22 protein-coding genes and 1 tRNA gene are annotated in these 22,676 nt (G+C 57.7%); 9 read left to right on the top strand and 14 right to left on the bottom strand.

Features of this window, described 5'->3' with window-relative positions; all coding sequences use genetic code 11:
* Positions 1-21: 21 nt before the first annotated feature.
* The 3 genes from IPI58_07425 to prfA all read right to left on the bottom strand — a co-directional run bounded on the left by IPI58_07425 (position 22) and on the right by prfA (position 3,455).
* Entirely contained in the window at positions 22-699 is a 678-nt protein-coding gene (locus IPI58_07425; protein ID QQR68669.1) for a hypothetical protein, read from the bottom strand.
* A gap of 315 nt (positions 700-1,014) precedes the next feature.
* Positions 1,015-2,067, bottom strand: coding sequence for a hypothetical protein (locus IPI58_07420; GenBank protein ID QQR68668.1), 1,053 nt, complete (start codon positions 2,065-2,067; stop codon positions 1,015-1,017).
* Between the two features lie 299 nt (positions 2,068-2,366).
* Positions 2,367-3,455, bottom strand: coding sequence for a peptide chain release factor 1 (gene prfA / locus IPI58_07415; protein QQR68667.1), 1,089 nt, complete (start codon positions 3,453-3,455; stop codon positions 2,367-2,369).
* A gap of 167 nt (positions 3,456-3,622) precedes the next feature.
* Here prfA and IPI58_07410 point away from each other — a divergent pair, with 167 nt between their 5' ends.
* Together IPI58_07410 and IPI58_07405 are read left to right on the top strand one after the other, a co-directional pair.
* Entirely contained in the window at positions 3,623-3,886 is a 264-nt protein-coding gene (locus IPI58_07410; GenBank protein QQR68666.1) for a hypothetical protein, read from the top strand.
* Positions 3,883-4,206, top strand: coding sequence for a cell division protein ZapA (locus IPI58_07405; GenBank protein QQR68665.1), 324 nt, complete (start codon positions 3,883-3,885; stop codon positions 4,204-4,206). The genes IPI58_07410 and IPI58_07405 overlap by 4 nt, the downstream gene beginning before the upstream one ends.
* Before the next feature lie 267 nt (positions 4,207-4,473).
* On the opposite strand, the gene IPI58_07400 is transcribed toward IPI58_07405, so the two are convergent.
* The 11 genes from IPI58_07400 to IPI58_07350 all read right to left on the bottom strand — a co-directional run bounded on the left by IPI58_07400 (position 4,474) and on the right by IPI58_07350 (position 16,967).
* Positions 4,474-4,560, bottom strand: a tRNA-Leu gene (locus IPI58_07400).
* Between the two features lie 117 nt (positions 4,561-4,677).
* Complete coding sequence (locus tag IPI58_07395; protein ID QQR68664.1) at positions 4,678-6,120, bottom strand: M23 family metallopeptidase; 1,443 nt, start codon at positions 6,118-6,120, stop codon at positions 4,678-4,680.
* Between the two features lie 193 nt (positions 6,121-6,313).
* Positions 6,314-6,868, bottom strand: a complete 555-nt coding sequence (locus IPI58_07390; protein ID QQR68663.1) for an acyloxyacyl hydrolase — start codon at positions 6,866-6,868, stop codon at positions 6,314-6,316.
* Between the two features lie 198 nt (positions 6,869-7,066).
* Positions 7,067-9,106, bottom strand: a complete 2,040-nt coding sequence (locus tag IPI58_07385; protein ID QQR68662.1) for a M23 family metallopeptidase — start codon at positions 9,104-9,106, stop codon at positions 7,067-7,069.
* A gap of 12 nt (positions 9,107-9,118) precedes the next feature.
* The gene (locus tag IPI58_07380; GenBank protein ID QQR68661.1) at positions 9,119-10,357 is read right to left on the bottom strand and encodes a hypothetical protein; all 1,239 of its coding nucleotides are present in this window, start codon (positions 10,355-10,357) and stop codon (positions 9,119-9,121) included.
* A gap of 23 nt (positions 10,358-10,380) precedes the next feature.
* Positions 10,381-12,261: a hypothetical protein gene (locus IPI58_07375; protein QQR68660.1), complete on the bottom strand. Its 1,881-nt coding sequence runs from the start codon at positions 12,259-12,261 to the stop codon at positions 10,381-10,383.
* Positions 12,261-13,526 carry a hypothetical protein gene (locus IPI58_07370; GenBank protein QQR68659.1) on the bottom strand — a complete coding sequence of 422 codons (1,266 nt, stop codon included), beginning with the start codon at positions 13,524-13,526 and terminating at the stop codon, positions 12,261-12,263. The genes IPI58_07375 and IPI58_07370 overlap by 1 nt, the downstream gene beginning before the upstream one ends.
* On the bottom strand, positions 13,501-14,322 hold the full coding sequence (locus IPI58_07365; GenBank protein QQR68658.1) for a hypothetical protein: 822 nt from the start codon (positions 14,320-14,322) through the stop codon (positions 13,501-13,503). Before IPI58_07365 ends, IPI58_07370 begins: the two co-directional genes overlap by 26 nt.
* Before the next feature lie 727 nt (positions 14,323-15,049).
* Positions 15,050-15,703, bottom strand: coding sequence for a hypothetical protein (locus IPI58_07360; GenBank protein ID QQR68657.1), 654 nt, complete (start codon positions 15,701-15,703; stop codon positions 15,050-15,052).
* On the bottom strand, positions 15,700-16,482 hold the full coding sequence (dksA, locus tag IPI58_07355; GenBank protein QQR68656.1) for an RNA polymerase-binding protein DksA: 783 nt from the start codon (positions 16,480-16,482) through the stop codon (positions 15,700-15,702). Before dksA ends, IPI58_07360 begins: the two co-directional genes overlap by 4 nt.
* 35 nt (positions 16,483-16,517) lie before the next feature.
* Positions 16,518-16,967, bottom strand: a complete 450-nt coding sequence (locus IPI58_07350; GenBank protein QQR68655.1) for a flagellar assembly protein FliX — start codon at positions 16,965-16,967, stop codon at positions 16,518-16,520.
* Between the two features lie 226 nt (positions 16,968-17,193).
* On the opposite strand from IPI58_07350, the gene IPI58_07345 reads away from it, so the two are divergent.
* From IPI58_07345 to IPI58_07315, 7 genes are all read left to right on the top strand, one after another.
* Positions 17,194-18,324 (top strand): flagellar basal body P-ring protein FlgI, encoded by a 1,131-nt coding sequence (locus IPI58_07345; protein ID QQR68654.1) that lies wholly within the window; start codon positions 17,194-17,196, stop codon positions 18,322-18,324.
* 15 nt (positions 18,325-18,339) lie between these two features.
* The gene (locus IPI58_07340; GenBank protein QQR68653.1) at positions 18,340-18,681 is read left to right on the top strand and encodes a rod-binding protein; all 342 of its coding nucleotides are present in this window, start codon (positions 18,340-18,342) and stop codon (positions 18,679-18,681) included.
* 1 nt (position 18,682) lies between these two features.
* Positions 18,683-19,156: a hypothetical protein gene (locus IPI58_07335; GenBank protein ID QQR68652.1), complete on the top strand. Its 474-nt coding sequence runs from the start codon at positions 18,683-18,685 to the stop codon at positions 19,154-19,156.
* A 68-nt stretch (positions 19,157-19,224) separates the two neighbouring features.
* Positions 19,225-20,745, top strand: a complete 1,521-nt coding sequence (locus IPI58_07330; GenBank protein QQR68651.1) for a flagellar hook-length control protein FliK — start codon at positions 19,225-19,227, stop codon at positions 20,743-20,745.
* A 17-nt stretch (positions 20,746-20,762) separates the two neighbouring features.
* Positions 20,763-21,476 carry a flagellar hook assembly protein FlgD gene (locus IPI58_07325; GenBank protein ID QQR68650.1) on the top strand — a complete coding sequence of 238 codons (714 nt, stop codon included), beginning with the start codon at positions 20,763-20,765 and terminating at the stop codon, positions 21,474-21,476.
* On the top strand, positions 21,454-22,026 hold the full coding sequence (locus tag IPI58_07320; protein QQR68649.1) for a hypothetical protein: 573 nt from the start codon (positions 21,454-21,456) through the stop codon (positions 22,024-22,026). Before IPI58_07325 ends, IPI58_07320 begins: the two co-directional genes overlap by 23 nt.
* 54 nt (positions 22,027-22,080) lie before the next feature.
* On the top strand, positions 22,081-22,671 hold the full coding sequence (locus IPI58_07315; protein QQR68648.1) for a hypothetical protein: 591 nt from the start codon (positions 22,081-22,083) through the stop codon (positions 22,669-22,671).
* The last annotated feature ends 5 nt before the right edge of the window (positions 22,672-22,676 follow it).

Genomic DNA, 22,676 nt, shown 5'->3' with positions numbered 1-22,676 from the left:
AGACGTGACGGATAACGCCCTCTATCTGACAACTAAGACTTGGTAAAAGTGATAAGAATTTGGCTTCAAGCCGATTGATATTGGATTGGTCATCTGATTCCAACAACCAGACATCATCCCTATCATTTCAGGTGCCTGCCCAACACCGAATCCAAAAACGGCATTATATGAGTAATAACCATCGTATTTAGAAATACTAACATCATATGCATTTAATACAGGCGGGCTATCATTTGAAGTTTTTACATTAAGAATTTTATTTAATTCTAAACACACATCAAGTTTTATATATGGATAAAACATCATTAGCTCTTCCCCAAGATATGTACCTACTTGCATTACTCTTTCATTGCCACTAAAAATGACGCGAGCATACTCACTTTCTGAAGTAAAATTTTTATCTGTAGCGTCCCTAGATATATCTTTATATATAATTCCGCCACCATTAATATCAAAGACATGACAGGATTTATCCGATGGCGCATTCGAGTTTACATAGCCGCTGACGATAGGGTTTTCAAAGCTGATTTGCGTATCGGTGCAGCCCTTAGCAATCAATCTATCCACGCCGAGTTTTACTTCATTGGCCTGTTCGAGAATGGCTGCTGCCTGGGCCTTGGCACTGATTGTCGAAATATCGCCATTGAACGAACCCGACGCCGCAGCAATGGCAGAGGCCAAGACAGCCAGAATCGCCACAACCCACAGGATCGGCCCAATGGCTATGCCTGATTCAGACGCCGATGACCAGCGGGGGGGGGGGGGACGGTTTCATCGCACACATCGGATCTCTGCAGGGATAGAGGTGATTCCAAGCCCCCAATCTACCGCGCGAAAATCAGTTCGTACAGGGCCGCCCGGGCTGTGCTTGCGAACAGGTTAATCCTTACGAGGGAGGAGACAGTGCGATCACGGCATGCTCCAGGCGCAGATCAGCCAAGCTTTCGACGACAAGGACCATGGCCTCCACGGGCTAACCGCGCCCAGAGCACCAGAATGCACAGATACGGAATCTCATCCTTTTGCGGGGACGGCATTCTCGTACGCTTTTTTACGTGTGTCCGGGCGGTAGGGTTTGAGTTTTCGCGGATGTCTATTCGGATTTATGGCTCTTAATGCAGCCAATGAAAAACGTATTTCTTGTCTGGCTGGCCTCTCGGCGCGGGAGGGGGCGGGAAGAAGATCGGCATTTGGAGTCTGTAGGGTTGGCAGGCCCCTTTCTTCGTTTTCATGCTCATCTTGAGCCGCCCTTGCGCGCGCCATGATGGCCTTAGAGAACGCGTTTTCATGTAAAAGCTTGCCCGATTCCATCAGGGGCTGCAGATGGTTCTGCACCATCTGATAGTTACCGGTGGTAAGTAGGGCCTTTGCGAACGTATTATGCGACACCCCGTCTTGATGGAGCATTCCGCCCGGCAGCAGCAATGGCCAAAGATAATCCATCGCCTGCCGTGACCGCTGCGCCTTGATCAAGGCGTTGGCAAAGCTGTTATGGGCAACCGCCTCGTCGCACAAGCTGTTGCCGGGACGCAAGAAAGGCTGCAAATACGCGATAGCTTCCTCATATTGGGCGCTTTTGATCAGCTTGTTCGCCGCGCAAATAAGCCCCACGGCGGTGCAAGGAGCGTCGGGAGGCAATCTCAATGGAGGCACCAGGATCTGCGGGGATACGCTATTCTTGATCTTATGACGGGATTTGCCGAGCAGGACGTGGGCAAAAGGGTTATCACATAGGACGCCGCCCGCTTTGGTATGTTGCCGTAAATGGCTTCTTGCCCGATCAGGGCGGCCACCATACATCAAGGCCCGAGCATAATGATTATGGGCAAACGAATCGAATTGCAAAGGCTGTCCAGCGCCTAGATAAGGTCTTAGCGCACTGGCAGCTTCGGCATAGCGCCCGATGCGGATCTGCAATCCCGAGCGGCGGCAGATCAGGCGCTTCCAAACATCGTGATGTCCGTTATATGCGGCTTGCGGCCCCAGCATATCCAAGAGGGATGTCAGTCGCTCGACGGCCATCTCATTGTCGATGACATTATCCCTCAGTGATCGTTGAATGGCCATGAAGCCACCCATCCATATGGACGGCATAGGGTTATCAGCTTGTTCCATCACGGCGGCCTTATATATTTCTGCAACGGAATATGACTCTAGAGGGAGCAACTAACATCCGGCGTTATTTTTTATTTTCGCGGATCCAATCTTAAACAGGATGTGATCCGCGCATCTTATCATGAATCGCACGAGGGGGCTTTTTTGTACGACTCTTCAATCTCAGTACCGGACGATTGAGAGGACTCAAGTCGAGGAACAGAACACTCTCTGTCTGTAAATTATAGGCCGCATTGCCGGTCTGGGCCCTATTAATGCCCCATATCGTTCTCGGCGGCCAGGCGCTCGGCCTCGTCCTGGGTCATGAGGGCTTCGATGATTTCATCCAGGGCCTCACCCGCGATCACCTTGTCCAACTTATGCAGCGTCAGGCCGATGCGATGATCGGTGACGCGGCTTTGCGGGAAATTATAAGTGCGGATGCGCTCGGACCGATCGCCGCTGCCTACCATGCCTTTGCGCTGGGCGGCGCGGGCGGAATCGCGTTGTTCGCGCTCGCGCTCATACAGACGCGCGCGCAGCACTTTCAAGGCCTTGGCCTTATTCTTGTGCTGGGATTTTTCGTCTTGCTGACTGACCACAAGGCCGGTCGGCAAATGCGTGATGCGCACCGCGCTATCGGTGGTGTTGACCGACTGTCCGCCCGGCCCACTGGAGCGGAATACGTCGATGCGTAAGTCTTTGTCTTCAATATGGATATCGACTTCTTCGGCCTCGGGCAGCACGGCCACGGTGGCGGCGGAAGTGTGGATGCGTCCGCCCGCTTCGGTCAAGGGAACGCGCTGAACACGATGCACGCCGGATTCGAATTTCAGATGCGCGAAGACGTTCGAGCCTTGGACGTTAATCACGGCTTCCTTGATCCCGCCCAGATCCGACTCGGAGACCGAGATCGGCTCGAACGACCAGCCATGCAAAGCGGCATAACGCCGATACATGCCCATCAAATCGCCCCCGAACAAAGCCGCCTCTTGCCCGCCAGTCCCCGCACGGATTTCTAGGATAGCGCTGCGTTCATCGGCTTCGTCGCGCGGCAACAACAGGCGGCGCAAAGCCATGTCCAGATCGGGCAGACGCGCGCGCAAGGCAGGCAATTCGGCCTCGGCCAAGGCGCGCATGTCGGGATCTTGCAGCAAAGCGGTCAGATCGGCCTCTTCGCTTTGGGCCGCGCGAAGAGCCTGGATGGCCTCGACCACCGGTGTCAGCTGAGCATATTCGCGCGACAGACGCTGGAAGCTCTCGATGTCCGTGGGCGCGGCCTGTAAAGCCAACGACAATTCGGCATGGTGCTCCAACAGCCGCTGGAACTTGGCATCCAGCCTGGTCGCGTCAGCGGACATGATGATTCAGGAGAAGTGAAGGGTTCATAGCCGGAGGACTATAGCATTCTTCCCTCGCCTGCTGGCACCACAAAAGCATGGCTGTATCGGTTGACGAGGCGGGGGGTGGACCGGTAGTTTGGGGGCACTGATTTTTCTTCGATCCTGCCCGAAAGGTCCCCTGCGTCATGAATGACAAATTGATCACTGCCTTGGAATCCTTGGATGAATCCCTGACTCATATGGAATCAGCCATTGATAAGCTGCTGACTCGCCAAAGCGAGACCAGTCAGGCGCTGACGCGGCAAATGACCGAGGAATGCGGTCGCCATACCGGCTTGGTGCAGGGTCTGGCCCACCGCCTGGATCAGGCCATCGCCCGTCTTGAGGCCGCCTTGGAAGAGGGTGCCGCGATGGATGAGACGCTGGACGAGGATCGGGAAGCCTCGTGAACCGAATGGAAGTCCGCATCGGTGGCCGGGCCTATTCCCTGGCTTGTGCGCCGGGGGAAGAGGACCGTCTGACCTCTCTGGCGCGTCATGTGGATAGCAAACTGTCTGATTTGGCCCGCCGCGCGGGATCGCAGCCTGAATCAACCCTATTGGTCTTAACCTGCCTGACTTTGGCCGACGAACTGTTTGATATGAGACAGAAAGGCGTCGCCAGCGTCACTGGCCGCCAGGCGGCGCAAGAGCAGGAAGTCTTAGCCGAGGCCGTGTTGCGTATGGGGCAAAGGCTGGGATCGCTTGCTGACCGGCTCGAAGAGAGGTAGAGTACCCTTTAGGGAAGGCCTGCTGGGTAGCAAGTCAGGCTTCACTATCCCGGGGCCGATAGCTCATTCTTCTGGGAGCTGTCCCTGTCAGGACCGTGGTCCTGGTATATGGCGCCCACCTGCACCTGCAGGCCACGAAGGATAGGGTACCATGCCAACGGCCACTCGGCGCCTTCCCTAACTTTTCCGCGTTTTTTGACTGAGAGTAGGCCGTGATCTCACCTGGATCGCGGCATGAGCCGAGCCATAATCGGCTGTCAAAAAGAATGGTGCCCCCGGGGAGAATCGAACTCCCACTCCCTTTCAGGAAACAGATTTTGAGTCTGCCGCGTCTACCAGTTCCGCCACAGGGGCCTTGTTGTATCAAGGACGGTTGCCACCATACCCATGCCGAGCCGCCAGATCAAGCGGCTTGACCTATTATGCCGTGGCTATTTCCGGTTGGGGCTTCAATAACCAAAATCACCGCAATCACAATTCTTGATTACGGCGATTGCGGGCCTCTTGGGTCAAAGTCTCGCCACGCGCCAGGATCACACCCTCGACACTGTGGCGCAGATGGGCGAATTCACGCTGCAGCAAGGTGCGCAACTCATTGAATTCGGCCAGGTCACGGCCACGCAGCACGGTGCCACTGGCCATATTGAGCTTAAGGGGATTCATCTGCACGCCGTCCATCAGAACTTCGTAATGCAGATGCGGACCGGTGGAACGGCCACTGCTGCCGACATAGCCGATGGTCTCGCCCTGTTCGACCTTGGCACCGACCTTCAGGCCCTGAGCAAAGCGGCTCATATGCGCATAGGCGGTCTGTACGCCTTCGCCATGACGAAGACGGACATAGCGGCCATACGCGCCTTTGGGACCGATTTCCTCAATCACGCCGTGACCGGCGGCATAGATGGGCGAACCCACGGGCGCGCCAAAATCCACGCCCTTATGCATGCGGCTAAACCCAAGGATCGGGTGGTTGCGCATGCCGAAAGTCGAAGTGATATACCCGCCATCGACCGGCGTACGCATCAGGGTACGGCGGAAGCTGCGGCCATCGGGCGAGAAATAATCGCGACGCCCATCGGCCAAGGTCATGCGGTAGATCGGCAGGACTTTGTCACCCAAAGTCAAAGACGCATAGGCGATATCGGGCGAGCCGACCTTACGGCCATCCGGGGTCACCGGCTGGTCATACATGATCTCAAAGCGGTCGCCTGGGCGAATATCGCGCTGGAAGTCCACCTCATGCGAATAGACGCGAATGAAGGTGGCCATGACGCTGTCGGGAACCCCGGCGGCGCGGCCCGCATCAAACAAGGTGGTGCCGATGACCGCATCCGCCGCGAAACGGCGCTGGTCATAGGGACGATCCACCTTTTGAGCGTCGAATTTACCTTTGTCACTCCGTGTGATGGTGACCAAGCGCATGGCATTGTCCTGCTCAAGCGCCAATTGCACGCCGGTCAGGCGACGCGAGGCCCCGACGGCCTCGAAATGGGCGATAACCTCTTGCCCCGCTTGCAGACGGCGGGCGTTGAGCACGCCGCGTAAGGCGGTCATGACGCCGCGCACATCCTCATCCATCACGCCATCGACGCGGGACAAGGTCTTAGACAAAGAATCGCTGGAGGCCAGAACCATGCTCTCACGCAACGGATCGCGCAAGGAAGCCCGGTCGCGCGACGCGCTGGAACGGGTGGTGGCATCGGGAATGAGCGGCGTGACAGGACGGAACAAGAGCCGCGCTGCCGGTGCCGGGGATGTCCCCACAGATGATAAAGTCGAATTCAGCAAAGCCTGAGCGGAGACACCGACCGTAGCCACGGTCATGCAAACTGTCAGGATCGCTCGAACACGTGCCGTACGGGATGGTAAAGAAGCGACCAGCACTTCGCCCGACCCGTCATACGCCGTACTCAACGTTACGCCTCTTCCTTAGTGGCACTTACGATCGGAAAACCGAACCGCGAGCATGGTGTGAACAATGACCGCATGCTTTCCTATCGTCAAGCCCAGGGTTCGCCCAAATGGTTAACAAAGACTTACTTTCGTCAGAAAATAAGCGTTATCAACAGATTAAGGATCGATCCAGTTGTGGATAACCCCATTGATTTCAGGGCGTTAACCCTAAGATCGACACGGGAACCTGGTAGTAAACGGAGAGAATCTCAGCCCCATGATTCGCAGGAGACAGGCCGCCATTCGAGATATGGCTGAGTGCTACGGTCAGGCGAGATTCGTTTTCAAACCGATATCCGACCTCGGCCTGAGAACGGAATTCGATGAACGAGCCGATCCGCTTGCCGCGTCCCGTGTAATAAAGACCAGGCGCGAAGCTGGGCGAAAACACGATGCGCTCTCCCAAGGGAACGTCAAAGATGATGCCCGCCACACCATAGACCGAACCGGTATGCATGCCTTCACCCCCGATGAAGGGGCGGATGGCGAAATAAGGCTCTGTCCAATTGGCCAGCAGCGACTTGCCGAAACGGTATTCCAGACGAAAATCAGCCGCTTCCTTACGATGGATGTTTTCGAACATGTCGAAATAGCCGCCGCCGACCGCGATCAGATCCGGTTGCGCCTTGGTGGGGGCCGCATGGGCCGAGCCGACAGAAAGAGCGAGGAACGTCGCGCCCAACACGGACAAAAGGGACCAAGAACGCATGGCAAACTCTCCTTGCACCGAGGGGATAGGAAACCTAGGGGCGCACTATAAAGCCTTCCCACTGGCCACGCCACGCCTCCTCTTAGGATCACGCAGATAAATGCGCCACCGTGGCAAAGCCGACACGGCCACCCCACCATATGACAAGAAAGTTAACCCTAAATTGTCATCAGGGAACAGATTTGCAGACCTATACCTCTATGGGGCCTGCCCCGCGCACATGGGGATATTGTCGGGCGAGGCAGGCGGCACCGGCGTCCCCTGGCCCGCGAATTGGCTGTTATAGCCGCTGAGCGTACTCGTGGGCGGCACCGGCGCGCCATTTTGCCAGACGGCAAAATGCACATGATCAAATGCCGCGCCGCACCTTGCATTTCCCGTATGACCAACTTGGCCGATTTGTTGACCACGGGTAACAGTCCCCCCTACCCCGACGCCACTTCCAGCACTGCCACATTGTACATGGCCATAGACAGTCTCAACCCTTTGACCATTGGGCAAGGTGTGTTCCACCCAAACGGCGCAACCGAGCGCCGTACTGGTGTTGTTTGAATTGCAGACATAACTGTCCGTGTTGGTGACGCGGGTGACACGGCCATCTCCCACGGCGAGCACAGGCGTGCCTGCCGGGGCGGGAAAGTCCTCGCCCTTATGTGTGCGTCCGCATGCTCCCGCATTCGACGTACGACATGCCCCCCAAGGACTGGAAACCATGGCCCCGTTGACCGGCGACAGCAGGAATGGGCCGTCAATACGCTTGCCCGACGCATCCGTAACCGTGCCATCGGGATGCTGCGTAACGGTAACGGATTGGCCGTTATTGGTTACGGTCGTTGTTACCGAGCCGTCCTTGTTGCGGCAAACGGAGCCTTGAGGGTTCCAGCCGTATTCATATCCATTTAACCACAAATTCATAAGCGCATCATCAAAGAGCAGCAGACCCAAATAATACTTGGCCTGTTCTTCATCCACGCCCTCGGCGATGATGTTGAGCAACGAACGCCGTTCCTTCCACTCGATCGGCTCGCCCCCCAATGGTGTCTCCCCGCGCGGGGCTGGACGCAGATCCTCGGAGATGCGCGTTGCCAGACTGCCGGATTCGGCCAGCGCCATTTCCTGAAGCTTTTCATTCGTGTCGTACAAAAGACCCAATCCATGCCCCCGCATCTGCGCGTTATAGCGTAAGCTTTGATTGGGCAGGAAGGTGCTTACTTTTTGGCCCCATTGCGGCGTGCCGGGCATGATCTTGAAAATGATGTCCTCAATCATAGCCTGACTCATGCGCTGAGGAATCTGATCTTCGGCCCAACCGGCGGAGCGCAGAATATCCTTGCCACGCTCGGCATAGGGGCTATCCGCAAGGATCGGCATACGTGTCTTTACCGCCGAAATGATCGGCTCGGACTCGGCACCCAATGTTGCGATCTTCGTGCGCTCGGCCAGTCCATATTGAATAGCCGCGTCGCGCAAAAATAAACCGCCGCGGACATTATCGATTGGCTCACCTACGGTCAGATTGATCATCGCCGCCGATGCCGCCGTTTGCTTATCCAGGGTATCCAAGACCGGCTTGGATAGCACCGATGTCACCACATCCATATCCATATAGGCTTTTCTGGAATCATTTTTTGAGCCCGCAAGATTGGATTGCACATAGCCTTGCACGCCAAAACTGGCAAAACGCGAGACCATGGCGGCAAGCAAACTGCTGCCGCTGCGAATCTTGGGATCGCCGCTGCGATAGCGGGTCAGAACCTGCCCCGCACCCGCGCCCAACGCGTTGGCATTGGCGTCCGCCTCCAGCCGGGTGCGCGCCATGCTGGACATGACGCAAGACGCATCGGTCAGCGGTGGCGTTAATTGCAAAGTGACGTCTTTTGCCGTGGTCTCACGCGCACGCTGATAGCGGTCCACATTAATGGCGTCAGCCATACTGGAGAGGGCCGTCATATGGATGCGGTCGGATTCCATAATGCCGGCAAACCCCCGCTGGAACAAAATCGGGATAGGTCCGGCAGGTATGCCTGACTCCAGCATCTCGAACAAGCCAGCAATGCTGTTGATAAAGCCTGCTGTGGAGGACTCTAATCCCGTCAGCCATGGATCGAAAATGAACACGACGTTGGCCCGCGCGGGGCTTGGTGATGCGCCTACTACCCCTACTCCCAACAGCACCGCCAGCGTCATACGGCCCGCGCGGCGTTTGAACGTATTGCAAAGGGAGGGTGTGCCCGTCATGCCCGATCGTCCTTAGGTCTTCTTCAGTGTCGGGGTCAGACCACGCGGCGGTGGGCGCAGAGTACGGTTCATCTCCAAAATACCCGATGACCCGTTGATCATGCTCAGCATTTCCACCAAATCTTTGAAACGCTTTTGCTGATATAGCAAATCAGCCTCTAGCAATGTTGAAAATTTAATCAACTGAGCCTCGTTCATGGTGTCCAGATGGCCCAGCCAAGATTGGTCCGAAGAATATTGCAAATATTCGTGACGCCGCCGCAGCTCGGCCACGCACTGTGTCGGGTTGGTGGCTGTGCCGGTGCCGGTGATCTTACGCCGTTCAGCGAAGGCCTTGACCAACGGCGCGCAACCCAGGCTCATGGCCGCGATAGCGGGTCGTTCATAGGCGATATGGGATTCAAGTCCCTCAGCCGTGGCGACCAACTGCCCTCGCACGGTATTCTTAATTGTCCCCGGCGAAAAACAAGCTGTGAATAGGTAATAAATGGCCTTCATTTCCTCATCGGGTGTTTCATAGCAAGCCGTGCGCAATTTGTCATGCGTGGGGGTTACCGGCTCTTTTCCAGGAGTATAAATAGTGGGCTGTTCAGGATGCAGCAGGTGGCCAGGATTAAGGTCCGCATTCACATAACTGGCCAAAGGCGGGTTTTTGTAGATGCCCGAGCTAAAATCCGTGACCGCCCCCACATCGTTGAGGGAAGCTGTCAACTGCGCCATGGCTCCGTTAAAAGAATCGCATTGCGGGTCGCCCGCCCAGCATTTCACCATGGCGTTCATAGTTCCGGTATAGACACGATCCGAGTAGTTCTGGGCGGTAATTTGACGGTAAAAATAGGTGGCGACGCGGCAATGCGAGTCCGTCATGGGAGGTGCTGTCATTAGCGCTAAACTTGCCGATGTCCGGCTGCGCGCCATCTGATAATTATACACATTCAACCCGTCATACATCGACGAATCCGCCGTCATGCGCAATCGCACGGATTCCATAACCCCTGCCATGGCCCGTTGCAGAAAAGGCAAAAAGATCGATGAAAAGAACGTGAACATGCCCGTGGCCGAGGTCAGAATGCTGGTCCAAATTCCCACCAATACCGGGTCAATGCCCACCAAGACCGCCTGTGCGGGAGGGGCTGGTGCCGTGACGTTCAAACAAGCCGCCAGCATAACGCAAGCCACGCCACGGCGCAGACGCTGCATCAGGCCAAAGCCACCCCTGCCCGAGCGTTTCTTGTCATGGTCCGTGCACATCGCCCATCTTCCTTTCTGGCTCACTAACAGTGACCTTTGTGGTGGTTCGGCACGAATGTATCACTGTCGCACCCGATCGGTTTGGAGGTCACAGGTTCTTTCGCTCCTTTGTTGTCCGTCGTACCGCCAATGGATGATAGGCCGGTCTCACTCATATCGATTGTACGGCCATATTTACCAAATCCGCCGGTATCAGCGACAACGGCCATCGTACAACTGGTCGCACATACAATAAGCAGCGTACCTAAGGGATACGTATTCGATGCCACCGGCCAATAGAGGTTACCATCGGCACCTGTCATCTGGCGATCTTGGAAGATCAATCCGCCCGCCATGGTCTTGCCGATAAAGCCAGGACCATACCAAGAGGGAATTTCTATACGCATGCCATCCGGCCTCGTGATGGTATAGGTCGCCTGTATCGGATCTGCTCCAGGATGCGCCGCCAAATCCTCGGGCGTCAGATGATAAGTGCCAATATTGACGTTATAGGTCCACCAATTGGGATCCGCCGTCGCCAAAGCCGACATCATATTCAACGTATCCTGAATATTCAGGCCGTTAAGCAGGGCCTGGGTCAATAGGTCCTCGCATCGGGACATGGCATTGGCATTGGCATTGGGCAATCCGCCCGAGCACATCGCCGCTAAATCCTTATTACCTAGAGGCTTGCCACTATCGGGAACCGTGGCCGCTATGGGTGCCTCAGATTGCGTTGCGACAGCCTTGAGCACCAGATCTTGCCCCACGCCGATCACATCCGTTTCCAGACGCCGATTAATCTGGGCCAATTGCACGATTCGCTCGATCCGGGTACGCATTGTCTCACGCCAGGCCTGCTCGGGCGTATCCATTATCATATTGGCGTACCAGAAAGGGTCCATCATGCGGGATTCGCGCAAGGCCGTCTCGATGGCGCGGTTACTGAGATGTTCAGGCGGGTTGGGCATACGACCGGATTGCTTCAAGATTTCTTTGCCTTTTTGCTGCAGCGGCGTCTGACAATCCGCCGTCTGCGGCGATAGGCGGCTGACATAGGTATCGATGATCCCTTGGCCCATCATCAGCGTGCGTGCCGCTATTGTCCTTTTGTATAAAAAGTCCTGCCCCCCCTGGGCTGTCAGAGCCAAACCGCCGCGAGGCATCTCGAAGAGCGGTGTAAACAACAGATTCAGCATCGCCCCCGATGCCGCTTCCTGTTCCAATCGGGTCTGGAATTGTAAGGGCTTGAATAAGGCGGTGTACGGATCCATGTCTCCGGCTTGCGCAGGACCGCCTGGAGCGCCGGGATAGTTACGGTGAAGTTCAAGCAAGCCACGACCGGCAAAAGCATTATAGCGTTGGCGCAAGGCCTCGATCGCGCCGTAGTAAGTGGGCGATCCGGGAGCGCCGGTCAGATAAGATATGGCGGCATTGGTAACCCCCGCCACCGTGGCGCGACCACATGCATCCGTGGAAGCCTCGGCGCGGCGCAAGGTCTTGGTCACGCAGTCTTGGGAATGCAATGTCGGCGCGAAAGCCACCGCCAAGCGCGATGCCTCCTCTTGTCGAGCCAATTCATACTGATGGACGTTGTATCCATCCCGAATCGAGCTGTCCCCCGTCATCGCAATACGGTGGGACTCCATCCATCCGGAGAACATGGCCTTCATGGCAGGAAAGAAAACCTCATAGAGCCACGCCCAAAACGCCGCCATTACCCCGGAGATCGCCGTGGCGACACCCGCAGCGACCGGATCAAAGAAACAGCAACCCAAGTGACAGGCGCAGCACGCCGCGCAAGTCGGGCCTGCCTGGGCAGGTCGAGGGGTCAGAGCAATGCTGGCAGGCGGAAGCACAACGGCAGACAGCCAGAGCATCAGCATCAACAACGGCCGCAAGCGTCTGATTGGGAAGCGTGACATTATCCCCCTCCCGTGCCGGGCGCCACCGTGGGCGTGGCCGCCAGCGGCGCATCGGGATATCCTGCCTGGGCTTCATGAGTCAGCCTCAGGCCACGCATGACGGCGTAGGTCTGCATGTTTTCGTACATTTTGTAATTGCTGCGCAATTCCTCCATCTTCTGGCGCACTTGCTCGATCAACAAATTTCGATTCATCAGGGACGGCAAGGTCTCGTCCTGCCAATGGCGGTTATAATAGAAGGCCTTGACGGCCAGGTCTTGGGCGGCGGCAGGTAAGAAGGGGGGCAGGTCCTTATATCCTGCTTCGGCCAGAGTCTGCCGCCCTTTATCGCTATAAGGCCCCCCCAATTCTTCGATCAAATAGCGATCACCCATCATTTTGACACTAGGAATCCACGATGCCGCCAGGCGAGAGGCCAAGGTGCGTTCCCGCAAAAAAGCGCCGGCACCGCTGGGCGTATTGGCCAGGATTCCTTGTACATTGTCGAATTGTTTGGGATTGGCCAGATTAAATATATAGGCCGATGCCACGCCCAATTCCTGCATATCGTTATACCATGGCCTCGTGCGCTTGAGACTGGTGAGATCGACATCTTGACCGTCGAGCGGACATTTCGCTCCAGGGACATTGCGATGACACTCGGTGTAGCGTTCCATCTGATGGGACAAGAGCGCAATATCGGCAGCCAAAGGCCCATTAGCCTTGTCCGTCTTGGGATTGCCCATCACATAACCCAACAAAAGGCCCGTCACACCGCTTTTCACGGCTTCGCTGACATCCCCGCTATACACGCGCGCGCGGCTGAGGGTCTTGACCGTGCAATCCGTGTCAGTCAGCGGCGGCGCAAAAGTAACCGCCAGTTTCGAGGCCTGTACCTCACGGTTGGATTGATAGTTATAGGTATTCTTTCCGTCATTGATCGAGCTGTATCCCGTCATGGCCATGTTCTGGCTTTGCATCACGCCGCCAAAGGCGTTGCGCAGCCAGCTCATGAAGAGCGCCATGTTTTTCGCCCACCTGACAAATCCGGCCTGGACGGCACTGCCGGCAGCCTGGGCGGCGACATCAACAAAGATACAGCCTTCGCAGCACGGGCCGCCGCAACAGCAGGCGGCCACCGCCGGACGTGGCGGGGCCATCAGCGACAGCAACACCACAAGCCCGATGGCGAGCCTTAAAAAGGCCCGCCATCCTGACTGTTGCTTGACTGCCGCCGCATCCGCCATCACCGGGCCTTCGTCACTGGAAGTAGCGTGGCTCGGCACCAGGTGTCGTGCCGGATGTCCCGCTGGCACGCCCCGTTCCCGATGGTTGGCCAGGAATATCCACATTCTCCAGCCCCAGAATGCGCCGCAGACCTTCAGGCGTCACAGGCTGTATGGATAGGTTTGGCACGGGCAAAGGTTTACCTGACCCGACAGTTACCGGCGACCACCCATCGCATCGTCCCTGACCATCGCCAAAATTCACATTCAACCCGTTGATCCATTGCAGGACATCTTCCCAGAATTTCCATACCGGGATGCAAAGAAGTTGATTCATCTTACTCATAATAAGGTCTGCTATCCTATGACATATGCTATTTAAAAAACCATTGATAAGCTCTTGTATTAACGCAAATATTAAATTCAAGCCCACCGACCATAACTCCAGAAACTTATAAAAATCGGCGATGATTTCAATGCAGAAATTTTTATAAATAGCCTCCGGCGGCTTATACGCCCGCAATGCCAAAGGCAAGTAATTGTCATAAGCGACTTGCGCGGCGCGCGCCTCAAGGTCGCGGATGGCCGGATCGCAATCCGCCGTTGTCTTGGTCAGATCCTTCTGAAAATCCGAAGGCACATTTTTTTGTGCATCCATACGTTCGCGATCAGTCATTTCACTGCCGCCTGCGGCTCCGCCTGGTGAACTGGATTCGGAGCCACCGTTGGTACCACCTGATGGGCCGGCACTGGTGCCGCCGCTGCCACCTGACGAGCTGGAGTCGTTGTAACCGCTGGCAGAATAACTATTGGCCGTCGACTGGGTAACATAGCTTCCGCGCGTAGTGCCCGTCACGGCCGAGTCGTTATAGCCATATCCCGAACTGTATGAGCCCCCCGCACTTGGACCCGCACTGGTTCCCCCCGATGAACTAGATGCGGGGATCCTGCGGGGACTTGCCGAGTAGGTTCCCTGGCTCGCTCCGGCACTGTTTGCTGTTGGCGGGGTCACATAGCCTTTGCGCGTAGTGCCCGTCACGGCCGAGTCGTTATAACCATATTCTGAACTGGATGAGCCCCCCACGCTCGAAACGGGAGCGGGGATCCTGCGAGGGCTTGCCGAGTAGGTTCCCTGGCTCGCTCCGGCACTGTCTGCCGTCGGCGGTGTGACATAGCTTCTGCGCGTAGTTCCCGACACGGCCGAGTCGTTATAGCCATATTCCGATGCGGCCTGTTCGTCCGCCGTAAGAGCCGTCGCATGTATCGGCACACACAAGGCCAAAACAGCCAAGACAGACGACAATCCCAGCAGTGCGCGGCATACTATGGATAACTTGGAACGATCTTGATTGATGCTGGAGAGAGGTGAAGATGTGCGTTCTGCATCCATCGAACTGCCCCTAAAAACTGCCATCGTGACAACGTGCCGCGCGACCAACGCCCGACATCATCAAAGCTTCTCAGCCTCTCGCTATTCTATCTCAAAACACCGTAAACGTAATGTGAATTTTTGTTCAAGCCCCCCTATGAGGCCATCTTGCTGCCGGAATACCACATATATGGACGACTTCACTCAGGCCCCCTCAGGGTTTAGACGTAGGGGACGGCGACGCATCATCCGCACCTGGCACGGGGAACAAATCCCGCGCACTGACCGGCGGCTTAGGCGAGTCCAGATCGTCGCTCTTAGAGGGTTGCGCGGCGTTCCAGCCTTTGACCAAGCCCAAAGATAGGTCACGAAATCCCTTTGAAATCACCGTGTCATGCACCGATATGGGACTGGTCAGCATGATCCCTTTTTCCCAGTAGATCACACGCGCTTCCTTACGCAAGCCGACAGGCGGCAGACGCAGGACATGTTCGGCCTCGACCGTCAGATTGATCCAAGACGTGCAATTCAGAATATGGTCGTACAGCGATACCACGACGGGCAATAGATGCACCCGTGCGATCTCCGGCTGGATGGGAGGCGCGGATTCCTCGAGCAGCAAAGGCACGGGTGAGTTTTTAAGAGCAAGCCGGATCGATTGAGATACAATCTCGGGCGAGACGTTGCATGTGGCCGATTGCGACTCGTCCACAAAGACCGCTGGGTGCAGCACCACTTCGCCGATGCCGTATAAAAGCGGGGCAGCGCCCTTGAAGGTGATCGCCGCACGCGCAGGGGCCGCCTGTGCCAAAGACCCCACGCCCATCAGAAAACAGGCCAGCAGGGAGAGTGTCCGTAAGGCGTTCATTCCGCCTCCTCGCGACGTGCGCGTTCCTTGCGCTCGTGACGCTCTTGCGCCTCGACCGACAAGGTGGCCACGGGGCGGGCTTCGAGTCGCTTGACGCCGATCGGCTCGCCGGTCTCCTCGCAAAAACCGTACGAGCCGTCGCGGATGCGCTCGAGGGCTTCATCGATCTTGCTGATGAGCTTGCGTTCGCGGTCACGCGCGCGCAATTCCAAGGAACGATCGATCTCAAGCGTCGCGCGATCGGAAATGTCCGGTTCTTGCATGCCGCCCATATCGCGCATCTCGTCCAGCGTGGCCGAGGATTCGCGCAACAGATCTTGCTTCCACTTGGTCAGCTTGCTGCGGAAGTATTCCACCATGACCGGGCTCATATATTCCTCGGTCTCATTGGGCGCATACCCATCGGGCAAACGCACCGGGCGGCCTGTTGTGCGATGCGGGCGCGTGGGCCGCGTGGGCATCTTGATCGCCTTGATCGGTTCGATGGCCTTCAAAATCGGGCGCCGTGTCGAAGCCGCGACCACAGCCTTAGCAGCGGGCTTGGCCACAACTTTCTTACTGGGCTTGGCCGCGACCTTGGCTGCGGGCTTAGCCGCCGCTTTGACAGGGGGCTTGCTCTTGGCCGCACTCTTAACGGGGGGCTTGACCGTCTTCTTGGGCAAAGGCTTGGCCGCTTTCTTAGGCGCGGGTTTGGGCGCGGCCTTTTTCACGGATTTAGCGGGAGCGGGCTTAGCCTTGCTGGAACGGGCCTTGGAGGCCGGAGTTGTTTTCTTAGTCATTTGGCAGGTTCCTTAGAGGAGAAAGCCGACAGAGTTCAAGCCGAGTCGCTTTCAAATTTAGCCAACTCCACTCGCGCGCGCAATTCGATCTCGTCAAGAATCTGCGTAAGGCGCGGGTCTCGAAACGATGGGCGGGGTCGGTCAAGCATCGCCGCAAGCGCGCGCAAGCGTTGCACAGAAAGGGTGCCCAGTAGAATCTCATCGCGCAATTGATCCAGTTCATCAAGCAGATCATGGGCCTGCCTGTGGGCTTTTTTATGGCCGGACGAGGAATCATCATCGACTTCTTGCGCTCCCAACAAGGCGGCAAGGCCGCTTAAGGGTGCCGCATCGCCAACGCCGGACGCCGCCGCGCCGCCTTCGGCTGCCGGATCCAGCAAGGATTCGAACAGAGACGCGGTCGCGGACGACGCCGACGCCTTGCGCGTTTTGCGCACAGCCTCGCTGCGTCGTGTGGAGTCGGGTCCGCCGATCTTGATCATCACCTGCCTTCCGATGGCCTTGATAAGGTATGACCGGCAAATTCTGCCGTGTGAAAAGATAATGATCTATTAACTATCGCCGCCTCCGATAAATCAAATCGCATTCGGCACCATCATAGCAGAAAAAGAATTTTCAGGGCCTTCCATCTCGTCGCGGAACCGAACACATCTAGTTTGGCACGCCATTCGCATAGATCATGGCGGAGTTTCGCGCTCTTTGGGGGAGAATATGCGTCTGTTGTTCCGCCGATTGGGGTGTCTGTTGGCCCTGCTGTCCTTATGGGGCGGATTGCTGGTGCCTGGCCAAAGCCTGGCCGCTTCGCGGCTGAAGGATATCGTCGATATCGAAGGCATCCGCGACAATCTTTTGGTCGGTTACGGCCTTGTCGTGGGCCTGAACGGCACCGGCGACGGGCTGACCAGTTCGCCTTTTACCGAAAAAAGCCTGGTCGGCATGCTCGAGCGCCTAGGGATCAACACACGCGGCGACAGCCTAAAGACCAAAAACGTCGCCGCCGTGATGGTCACCGCCACTTTGCCGCCTTTCTCCACGCAAGGCTCGCGCATTGACGTGGCCGTCTCGACTTTGGGCGACGCCAAAAGCTTGCTGGGCGGCACCTTGCTGGTCACACCTCTTTTGGGCGCGGATGGCGAGGTCTATGCCGTGGCGCAAGGCCCCGTGGCCACAGCCGGATTCTCGGCCCAGGGAGCCGGAGCCTCGGTGACCAAGGGCGTGCCCACCGCCGGACGCATCGCCAACGGCGCGTTGATCGAGCGCGAGATCGCATTTCGCTTGGCCGAACTTCCCACGATCCGCCTGGCTCTGCGTAACCCCGACTTCACCACCGCGCAGCGCATCGTGCAGGCCATCAACGCCAAATTGCGCATGCCGGTGGCCGAGGCCCTCGATCCGGGCACCGTGCGCCTAACCCCGCCCGCCGCGCGGCGCGAGAATATCGTGGGGCTGCTGACCGAGCTGGAACAATTGACCGTGACTCCCGACCAGGTGGCACGCGTGGTAATCGACGAACAAGCGGGCGTCATCGTGATGGGCGAGAATGTGCGCCTCAACACCGTGGCCATCGCCCAAGGTAATTTGACCATTCGCATCACCGAGACTCCCCAGGTCTCGCAGCCCGAACCCTTGTCGCGTGGCGGCGAGACCGTCGTGGTGCCACGCACCGATGTGCAGGTCCAAGAGGGCGGCGAGAACCGCATGGCGGTCTTGAGCAGCGGCGTCAGTTTGCAATCTCTGGTCCAGGCCCTGAACGCCTTGGGCGTGGGACCGCGCGACATGATCACCATCTTGCAATCCATCAAAGCCGCCGGCGCGTTGCAGGCGGAAATCGACGTGATCTAGGGGGGGCAAGGCGACATGACCTCCGTTTCCGCAGCTTCCCCGTCCGGCACCGCGCCGCCCAGCCCCAAGGCATTAGCCAAGGCCAATGCCACGGCAAAAGATTTCGAAGCCATGGTGCTGGCCCAAATGTTGGCCCCGATGTGGGAGACGGTGGAAGTGGACCCCGATTTCGGCGGTGGCCATGCCGAAGAGACCATGCGCAGCGTGATGGTCCAAGAATACGGCAAGGCCATGGCCCAATCCGGCGGGGTCGGCATCGCCGCCTCGGTCCATGCCGAGATATTGCGACTACAAGAAGCGAAGTCGCAGCCCGCCGTCGCTTTGGCGCCCCATTCATCCTCCCTAACGACAAGGTGACATGATGACCCAGACTCACGATGCCGCCCCCATGCCGATTCCAACGGGTAACGGCTTGTTGGATCTTATGACCGAGCTGGATCATGTCTTGCGGGCCGAGGAAGCTTTGCTGACCCAAAGCCGCCACCAGGTCCAGCACAAAGATCTTTTGGCTCAAAAGCAGCAATTGGTGGTGCGCTACACCCAGACCATTCGCGCCCTGGCGCAAGAGCCCGAGCGTTTGCGCGAGATGAGCGACTCGCAGCGCAACGCTCTGCGCCAAATCGGCCAACGTCTTGAAGAGACCACCACGCGCAATATGAAACTGCTCAAGCGCGAAATCAGCACCAGCGATTTCCTGCTGCGCACCGTCGTCGATACCTTACGCCAACAACAACCGCGCGCGCCGGGATCGGGCGGCTATGGCGGACAAAGCCCCGCCCATATCGACTCGCACGACACGACCCAGCCGATGCTGGTCCGGAAAAAAATATGACGCGCCGCCGACCGACTTGGCACGCGCCTTGCAACACTCCTTCTGAAGACCCTCTTGCGTAGAAGACCATGATCGACTCTCTGACCACCATCACCTTGGACATCCTGCCGGCGACAGCCGGACGGAGCGGCGCGGGCAAGTCCGCTGCCGCGTCTCGGGACGCGGTGGTCGAAGCCTTCCAGTTACCCCCGAGCGCGCAGGTTAAGCCGCGTTCGGACAGTTCTTCGGTGCGTGAAAAATCCGCCGCCCCGCCCCCCGAACGGGAGACAGGTGGCCGATCGGAGATTGAGCGATCCTCCGCGCCCTCACCCAAGCCGACTCCATCGGCGCGCACCGAAGATACTTCTTCCGCCTCGGACTCGAATGATCCGACGGCACGCACCGCCCAGGCCGCCGATGCGTCCGGCGATAACCAAGCCAATTCTGTTACAGCCGGACAGCCCCAGGAAGCCGCACAGACGGATGCCAAAGCCGAGCTGGAAGCGATGATCGCTAAGGCTTTGGAACAACGCAGCGCCGCCGCCACGAATATCAACGACGAGGAAGCCGCCGCTCAGGCGGTCGCCATGCAGGCGGGGCAAAACCTTTCCGCTGTCGGGCCCGTCCAAATCGGATCGACCCCGGCCCAGGCGGGACAAGCCGCCCCAGACGCCGCCTCTCAGGCACTGGCCGCGCAGGGGCAAGCGGGTCAGGTCGCGCAAAATCTGGCCGGACCTACGCCGCAAGCTCAAAACGCCAAGGCACAGAATTCAGGCATTTTCGAAGATCAGGGCAAACAGCAAGCGGATGCGTCCTTCGAGAATCCGACCGCCGAACAAGGTCCCGAATTATCGAATGACGGCCAGACGCAATCCAAAGGACAGACACGCTTCCAACCGAACGGGACATTGGGTCAGTCACAAGCAAAGGCCGAGATGGCGGATACACGAAACCAAGAAGTCGTGACCGATCAAACACAGGTTAAGGCCGCCAGAACCCCCACATCCGAACAAGCGGTCGCGGCCCCTGTGGCGACAGCAGCTAAGGCCCAACCCATCACCGTCAAACCGGTTGAGATGGGTGCCCAAGCCGTTTCGGCCCTTACGCATGAAGGCGCTGTCTCGGCCAACCGCGCGGCTGTGGCCACGCCCGGCGCGGTTGCCGACCCCACGCTGACCCCACGCGCCACCCCCGCCGAACAAGTCGCCGTCCGTCTGGTGCATCAGGCAGGCGAAGGCAAAGACAGCATTAGCTTTCAACTGCATCCCGCAGAACTAGGAAAGATCGACGTGCGCCTGGATGTGGGCAGCGACGGCAAAGTCAGCGCCCGCATCATGGCCGACAACCCGGCCACTTTGGACATGTTGCAACGCGACCAACGCCAATTGGAACGCGCCTTAAGCGATGCAGGACTCAAGGCCGATCCCGGATGCCTAGACTTTGGCTTACAGCAAAATCAGAGGCAAGCGCACCAAGACGCTTCCCATTTATCCCAGTCGGGCCGTGCCACGCGCGCCTTACAGGATGTTTTTGCCTTGGTTCCCGAGGCTTCGGCCGTCTCGGCCTATAACATGTTGGGATCCACTCAGCGCGTCGATATCCGAATCTAACGGAAAGGGCCATTCCCATGACCAGCGCCGTCGGCAGTAGCACATCATCCGCCTCGACACAGAAGGCGACCAGCGCCTCGACCACTTCGGCGCTAGGCTCGCTCAGCGGCAGTTTCGACATGATGTTGAAGCTGTTGGTCGCCCAGATGCAAAATCAAGATCCGACAGCGCCGCAAGACGCCAATGAAATGACCAAACAATTGGTATCCTTCACCGGCGTCGAGCAGCAGATCAGCACCAATTCCAAGCTGGATCAGTTGATCACTTTACAAAACGGATCGGGCACCACGCCGTTGCTGAATTATATCGGCAAGACCGTGGCTTTCGACTCGGCGCAGCTGCCCTTGCAACAGGGCGCGGCCAGCTTCAATTATACCCTGCCCCAAGCCGCCAGCACGGTGCAGATATCGGTGATGGATTCAACAGGCAAGGTCGTCTTCGCCGATAACGGCGATCCGGCCAAAGGCGCGCATCTGATCGAATGGAACGGCAAGAACGCCGCTGGCACTCAATTGGCCGATGGCTTTTATAAGATCAATATCACCGCCAAAGACAGTTCGGGCAAAGACCTGACCGTCAGCGCCGTCCCTCGCGGACAGGTAACCGCCGTCGAGACCGATAGCAGCGGCAAAGCCGTGCTAAGCATCGGCGGCCTCCAGATTTCTGCCGATACCGTCAAAGGCATTTATGAAAAAACGAACACCAACCATGACTCCAACGCAGCCGCATAACCGGGATGGCTTCGCCATCGGCCCTATTCTGTTCGTCCTGGCCTTGATGGGCGTGATCGCCATCGCCATGGGCGCGGGCAATGACGCGTCTTCCGCCAATGCCTCCGCCGATCGCGTGGTGTATGGCATTTTTAGCCAAGCCGAGACCATCCGTGCCAAGATCCACGAATGTTATGCGGTCACAAAAGACAATCCCGGCTATGATTACCCTGCCTCGAATGTCACCGGAACCGTTGTCACAAGCCTGACTTGTCCAGGCGATACCGGCGGAGCCTCCAATTTATGGACGGGCCAGCGCCCCGGCAGCCTTGGGGCCGTCTTGCCCGGTTTTGACGCCTGGGTTTACATCAACGCGGGAGATAGCGGCGGACGCTGCATCCGCATCCAACCGACGGGTTCGGCCAGCAAGGCTATTAAGGATGGATTGGCGCGCGTGATAAAACGCTATACCACCCGCGAAGCGCAATACGATTCGGGTAGCATGTCGCAGCGTTTTATCCTGTGGATCACGCGGCCCACCGGCGCGGCCAGCTCGGAATGCGCGCCTTAACCTTTCTCTAAGTCTTAACCGACTATGATTGGCCTTCCCCTAGGGAGGATTCAGGTGACGACATATTCCTGCACAGATGCCCGCCCGGCGACTGGTGAAAGGGGCATTGCCATCGGCCCCATCCTGTTCATTCTAGCCTTGATGGGTGTCGTTGCCGCCGCCATGGGGGCATCGACGAGCACATCCAGCGCCAATGTCAGTTCGGATCGCATTGCGAATATCGTCTATAGCCAGGCCGAACTGATCCGCGCCAAAATCCATGAATGCTATTCTTTCAACATGGGCAACGCCGCCAATAACTATCCGACCTCGGCCGGCGCGGGGACCGCCGTGCGTAGCTTAACCTGCCCCGGCGACCAAGGCGGCGCACAAAATCTATGGACAGGAATACGCGCCGCCAGTTTAGGGCCTGTGCCGCCAGGCTTTGACGAGTGGCTCTATGTGAATGCCGGAAGCAGCGGCGGACGTTGCATCCGCATCCAGCCGACCAGCACGGCCAGCCAGTCCATGAAGGACGGACTGGCGAGGGTAGTGGCACGTTACGCCGCAACGGACATACAGTACACCGCAGGCGGGGCCACGCAGCGCATTGTCATCTGGATCACCCCGCCCACCGGCTCGGCCGACGCCAATTGCGCGCCTTAACGCTT

Source organism: Alphaproteobacteria bacterium, from assembly GCA_016699305.1.
Lineage (GTDB): Bacteria > Pseudomonadota > Alphaproteobacteria.
The sequence above is the reverse complement of the archived record's forward strand: the minus strand, read 5'-3'. Positions and strand labels throughout refer to the sequence as shown.

Bases quoted from the DNA above. Each gene is read 5' to 3' on its own strand.
- IPI58_07360 (QQR68657.1), bottom strand. From the start codon at position 15,703: ATGAACGCCTTACGGACACTCTCCCTGCTGGCCTGTTTTCTGATGGGC.
- IPI58_07335 (QQR68652.1), top strand. From the start codon at position 18,683: ATGATGACCCAGACTCACGATGCCGCCCCCATGCCGATTCCAACGGGT.
- IPI58_07420 (QQR68668.1), bottom strand. From the start codon at position 2,067: ATGGCCATTCAACGATCACTGAGGGATAATGTCATCGACAATGAGATG.
- IPI58_07320 (QQR68649.1), top strand. From the start codon at position 21,454: ATGACTCCAACGCAGCCGCATAACCGGGATGGCTTCGCCATCGGCCCT.
- IPI58_07380 (QQR68661.1), bottom strand. From the start codon at position 10,357: ATGTGCACGGACCATGACAAGAAACGCTCGGGCAGGGGTGGCTTTGGC.
- IPI58_07390 (QQR68663.1), bottom strand. From the start codon at position 6,868: ATGCGTTCTTGGTCCCTTTTGTCCGTGTTGGGCGCGACGTTCCTCGCT.
- dksA (QQR68656.1), bottom strand. From the start codon at position 16,482: ATGACTAAGAAAACAACTCCGGCCTCCAAGGCCCGTTCCAGCAAGGCT.
- IPI58_07385 (QQR68662.1), bottom strand. From the start codon at position 9,106: ATGACGGGCACACCCTCCCTTTGCAATACGTTCAAACGCCGCGCGGGC.
- IPI58_07330 (QQR68651.1), top strand. From the start codon at position 19,225: ATGATCGACTCTCTGACCACCATCACCTTGGACATCCTGCCGGCGACA.
- IPI58_07325 (QQR68650.1), top strand. From the start codon at position 20,763: ATGACCAGCGCCGTCGGCAGTAGCACATCATCCGCCTCGACACAGAAG.
- prfA (QQR68667.1), bottom strand. From the start codon at position 3,455: ATGTCCGCTGACGCGACCAGGCTGGATGCCAAGTTCCAGCGGCTGTTG.
- IPI58_07345 (QQR68654.1), top strand. From the start codon at position 17,194: ATGCGTCTGTTGTTCCGCCGATTGGGGTGTCTGTTGGCCCTGCTGTCC.
- IPI58_07340 (QQR68653.1), top strand. From the start codon at position 18,340: ATGACCTCCGTTTCCGCAGCTTCCCCGTCCGGCACCGCGCCGCCCAGC.
- IPI58_07410 (QQR68666.1), top strand. From the start codon at position 3,623: ATGAATGACAAATTGATCACTGCCTTGGAATCCTTGGATGAATCCCTG.
- IPI58_07375 (QQR68660.1), bottom strand. From the start codon at position 12,261: ATGTCACGCTTCCCAATCAGACGCTTGCGGCCGTTGTTGATGCTGATG.